This is a genomic window from Streptococcus mitis, from assembly GCF_002096815.1.
In the GTDB taxonomy this organism is placed as follows: Bacteria; Bacillota; Bacilli; order Lactobacillales; family Streptococcaceae; genus Streptococcus; species Streptococcus mitis_AD.
Genome location: NZ_NCVJ01000013.1, coordinates 1 through 4,490 on the forward strand (window position 1 = coordinate 1; position 4,490 = coordinate 4,490).

Consider the following 4,490-nt stretch of genomic DNA (forward strand, 5'->3'; position numbering starts at 1 on the left):
TCCCCTTGTTTTTCGTTACTCCACATCAATCAATTTTCTACAATACTATTATGCCATTTTTTCCAAAATAAAAAAATCAGATTGCAAAAAAAAAAACGAAATTACAAAAGCAAAAACAATAAAAAAACAATAGATTCATGCTTAAAATCTATTACTTAAAATGGACCAAAATAAAAAATAAAAAAATTAGAAATTAAAAAAATAAAAAATCTACTGCTACACAATTTTTTTGATAAGCCACTAAAGTGGCAGATAAATGTTTACCCGTCGGTTTTTCTTCGAAAAATCCCACTAACGGGTAAACATTTATCGTTCATCAGAAACCCTTTGGGCGGGTTTCTTCCTTCACTTTGTCGCACGAATGCGTGCGATTGCCGAACGCTATCGCTATTTTCGGCAAGAAAAAAGAGAGCTCAAGCTCTCTTCACACATTATCGGCTTAACAATTGTCCGATCGCAAAACCAATTAAAACAGGTAGAGCCCACATACGCAATCTCCTTTGTTGTTTATTTTAATAACATAATATCATTAAAGCAACAAATAGTAAAGCCCTTTCAAAAAAAAGATTTTCTACAGGTTCTTTTAGAACTTTGGATAATTTTAAAGCTATTTCTACAGATGGTATTGTTTTATTATTTTCTATTAAACCGATCATTTGCCTTGAAATATTTATTTTTTTAGCTAATTCTTCCTGCGTCAAACCCTCTCTAACTCTAAATTGCTTTATATTGTTTTGATAATTATTTTTGTCTAGCATAACTATCACCTCTTTTCACACAAATTTTTCTTCGATTACTCATAGTATACCATTTGTTTAATTAAATCATGGTATACTATGAGTAGCAAAGTCTTATGTATCCATAAAACGGAGGTTTCCTATGAATCAAGAAGAAGAAAAAGAACGAATCTTTTTAGAGTTGCAAGCTGAAATCCAAGCTGGATTGGAAGCCTATGAGAGAGGGGAGTGTATCCCTCTAGAAGAGGTCAGAGAGCACCTTCTAGGCTCAGACTCAAAAGCGCTTTTTGATAAACTTCAAGAGGAAGTAGATAGATGTGTTGCAGACATGGAGAAAGGGAACTATTTTACTAAAGAGGAACTAATGAAAAGATATGGATTGGAGTAGTATATAGCACTAATTAGGTTGTAATTTAAACTAATAAATTGATTTATAAATGGGGGGATAGAGGAGCGAACGAAGTGAGTCTCCTTTTTATTATATATTTAATAAATGTTTAATATATATTTAGCACCTCCACGAGCCTTAGAGCGCCAAGGAGTTTCAGCTTTTATGGGTGTAGAAATGTGCATTTATGGGTGTAGAAAAGTGCATTTATGGGTGTAGAAATGTGCATTTATGGGTGTAGAAAAGTGCATTTATAAAGAACAAATATATCTTTACATATAAAAAGAAAAATGGTATAATTAAGAATAGATAGGAGGGTTCTTAATGAGAAACGAAGTAGTGAAATATCATAACGATTTGAATACAGTAGTCATGAGAACATGGACATCTGAAGAGATGAACTTCTTTTTTGCGATACTGACAAAAGCTAAAGAACAAGGATTGAAAAAACTTGTATTCGATACAGATGAACTAAAGCAACTTGCAAGTTCATCTCGAAAATATCGTTGGGAAGAAACTGTAGTATCAGCAGTAAAAAAGATAGGTCAATTAACCTATTTTGAACAATCTGAAAAAAAATTTAGAGTTATGACTCTGTTTGAATTATTAGAGGTAGACTTAGAAAAAAGGATAGTTGAGGTTAAAGTATCGTCTAATTTTGATTACATTCTAAACAAACTAGAAACTCAATTTACACGATATGAACTTGAAGAATTTACTAGTATTAGGTCAACCTATGCCAAAACTATGTATCGATTGTTGAAACAATGGAGGACAGTAGGGAAAAAAGAATTTGCTATAGATGACCTAAAAAGGATACTCGACATGCCCTCTAGCTATAAGTCTAGTGAAATTGATAGAGCAGTGATCAAACCTATTAAAGAGCAACTTTCTCCGTATTTTGTAGATTTAAAAGTAAAAAAAATCAAGTCAAACAAACGCGGAAATCCTGTTTTGGGCTATGAATTTACATGGAAAAAAGAAGTAACAGAGGCTTATGATCCGCATAAGTACGACAAGCCTAAAAACACTCCTAAAAAGCCATCTAAAAAGGCTGCTAAGAAAACCAATGTGCCTAAGTGGAGCAAGTCTGACTACAAAAATCCGTTAGACCCAAAAATTATAGACGAGCTAATCGAGTTTCACAAGTTGAACGGCACGCTTGATACTCCTGGAGCTCAAGCAGAAATCGCTGATAAGAAAAAAGAAATTGAAGAGGGACGGGCTAATCTGGAAGCCAAAAAATGGGAACTTCTAGGGAAACTGGATAAAGATAAACCTAGCGAGCCCGATGTAGTACCAGGGCAAACAGACATCTATGACTTCCTAGACGAAAAATAGAAAAGAGCTGGAACTGTTTAAGGGGCTGGAGTATTTTATGATATAATTTAATAGACTCTGATGAGTCACTGATGATAAAGGTGCCTGTAGCAAGCCGTCTGAGTTAGTAAATACAAGGAGGTATGCAAAATGGTCAACTTCTTGTTAACTGTTGCAGCACATGTTGTTGGCGGTCTTGTTCTAGATTTTGTGCATAAATTCTACGACTTGAACCAAAAACAATAGGCACAACAGTAAGTGTGTTTTAGTTACCCACTTCCCCAGTGGGTAATTTTTTTTACCATAAAAAAAAAGACAAGTTTCCCCAAACTTGCCTTTTTATGAAATAAATACTTGAAAGTATTTTGCTTTATGGTCAACTTGTATGTGTTTTAGTAATCAAAAAATAAAAGAAAGTAGGTTTATTGTTTTGATTATTTGAATTATATCTTTTTTTCCCAAAAAAGTCAAATAACTCAAAGAAAACCCTGAAAAGACGGGCGAAATGTCTTCCTTAGAACGCACCTTTATTATACAAAAAAATCTCACCTAAAAAAGGTGAGATTATCACTAATATTCTAATCGTATAGATAGCTCTGCGCTATCACTGAAATTCTGTTATGACCGAGGAATTTGCTGGCGATTTTCATCGCAGCCTTGTCGAAAGTCTCCCCAGCTCTATCTTTTCTCATTACATATCTTTCCTTTGCAGGGATTTTGTTCACATCCCTGGCATATTTGTTATACACCCTTTTTGCGTAGAGCGCTCTATAATGGTGGTTGTCATAGTGTGAGGGTAGCTTAGGAAAAAGCTTCCCTTTTTTAGATTGTATCCAAGCTACAATTTCTTTTGTTTCAGCTTCAGAAATTCCAACTATTTCAGCAACTCTAGGGCGACCGCCCTTCGTTCCTTTCGTCACATTGAGGTAATACTTACCATCTTTGAAAAGAAGGTCTTCAGCAGTTATCTGCTCCATCTCAGCTCTTCTAAGACCGAAAGCAGAAGTAAAACGAGCATATTTTTGTTCCGTTTTGGCGGAAAGGTCTTTATCCCTGATGGCATCGTATCTTGACCGTGCAATGTTCGCACGAGTACGCTCTGGAGTCTTTATAAAGTCAGTTGTTGGGGCTTCAAAAACCTTTGCTAGCGCTGATTTTATCGTATTGATAGAATACGCTGACTTTCTTTTTTCAATAAGATAAAGAAGATAATCATTTACAGAGTTCTTCGCTTGATCCATGGTTTTTACCTCAGGCTTTTGCTCCTTTAGATAGTCGCAAAAGTAGCGATATTGTTTTTTGTAAGTCTCAAAAGTTGACTTTGAATAGATTTTATCAGAAGTCATGCCTTTAAGCTTGTCGCTGGCGCGACTTCGCCCAAAACCAGCCTTATACATAGACTGTATTTTTAAGCGACCTATATCGCGATACTCCGCCTTTTCTTCTTTATCTCTTTCCTCTTCTTCTCTTCTAAGGCGACGCTTCTTCGCCCAGCGTCCCTCTTTTCTAACATTGTCCATAGTGACCTCCTTAATGGAATTTTGTAACGCCAGCGTCAGAACTGGTCAGGTATAACCGCCACCTAAGAAGGTGGCATGGCAACTTTTTTACAAATGTCTATGCCATGACATTGGAGCAACTTTTCTGAGTCTATGCTTTGACTCCCATTTACAGCTGGGACTGGGTTCGAGCTTCTTCTACAAATCGATATATAAACAACGACATTTCTTTTTTATATAGTTTTCCTTTTTTCCTTTCTTTTTTATTTGTGTCTTAAATTTTTTAAAGTATTTATTTTTTATTTGCTTATTTTTTTTAAAAGTATTTATTTTTAGTCTTATTTTTTCTTAGTTTTAAATTGGTAATAGCTTTAATTTTTCCTGTTTTTTATTTTTTTACTTTTTGAACCATTACAAAAAGCCTTTGTTTTGAAGGCTTTCTTTACTTATTTCCCCTTGTTTTTCGTTACTCCACATCAATCAATTTTCTACAATACTATTATGCCATTTTTTCCAAAATAAAAAAATCAGATTGCAAAAAAAAAA

Annotated in this window: 4 protein-coding genes; 2 read left to right on the forward strand and 2 right to left on the reverse strand. The window is 34.5% G+C overall.

Translation table 11 applies throughout. From position 1 onward, the window contains the following. Nucleotides 1-512 precede the first annotated feature (512 nt). A complete protein-coding gene (locus B7696_RS00225; RefSeq protein ID WP_084861478.1) occupies nucleotides 513-758 on the reverse strand; it encodes a helix-turn-helix transcriptional regulator in 246 nt (81 codons plus the stop codon). 121 nt (nucleotides 759-879) lie between these two features. Here B7696_RS00225 and B7696_RS00230 point away from each other — a divergent pair, with 121 nt between their 5' ends. Together B7696_RS00230 and B7696_RS00235 are read left to right on the forward strand one after the other, a co-directional pair. Continuing rightward, a complete protein-coding gene (locus tag B7696_RS00230; protein ID WP_084861480.1) occupies nucleotides 880-1,125 on the forward strand; it encodes a hypothetical protein in 246 nt (81 codons plus the stop codon). Between the two features lie 324 nt (nucleotides 1,126-1,449). Beyond that, nucleotides 1,450-2,466 (forward strand): replication initiation protein, encoded by a 1,017-nt coding sequence (locus B7696_RS00235; protein WP_084861483.1) that lies wholly within the window; start codon nucleotides 1,450-1,452, stop codon nucleotides 2,464-2,466. A gap of 557 nt (nucleotides 2,467-3,023) precedes the next feature. Here the strand turns inward: B7696_RS00235 and B7696_RS00240 are convergent. Further along, nucleotides 3,024-3,965 (reverse strand): integrase domain-containing protein, encoded by a 942-nt coding sequence (locus B7696_RS00240; protein ID WP_084861485.1) that lies wholly within the window; start codon nucleotides 3,963-3,965, stop codon nucleotides 3,024-3,026. Nucleotides 3,966-4,490 lie beyond the last annotated feature (525 nt).

Excerpts from the sequence above, each read along its gene's own strand:
- B7696_RS00225 (WP_084861478.1), bottom strand. The coding sequence starts at position 758 with ATGCTAGACAAAAATAATTATCAAAACAATATAAAGCAATTTAGAGTT.
- B7696_RS00230 (WP_084861480.1), top strand. The coding sequence starts at position 880 with ATGAATCAAGAAGAAGAAAAAGAACGAATCTTTTTAGAGTTGCAAGCT.
- B7696_RS00235 (WP_084861483.1), top strand. The coding sequence starts at position 1,450 with ATGAGAAACGAAGTAGTGAAATATCATAACGATTTGAATACAGTAGTC.
- B7696_RS00240 (WP_084861485.1), bottom strand. The coding sequence starts at position 3,965 with ATGGACAATGTTAGAAAAGAGGGACGCTGGGCGAAGAAGCGTCGCCTT.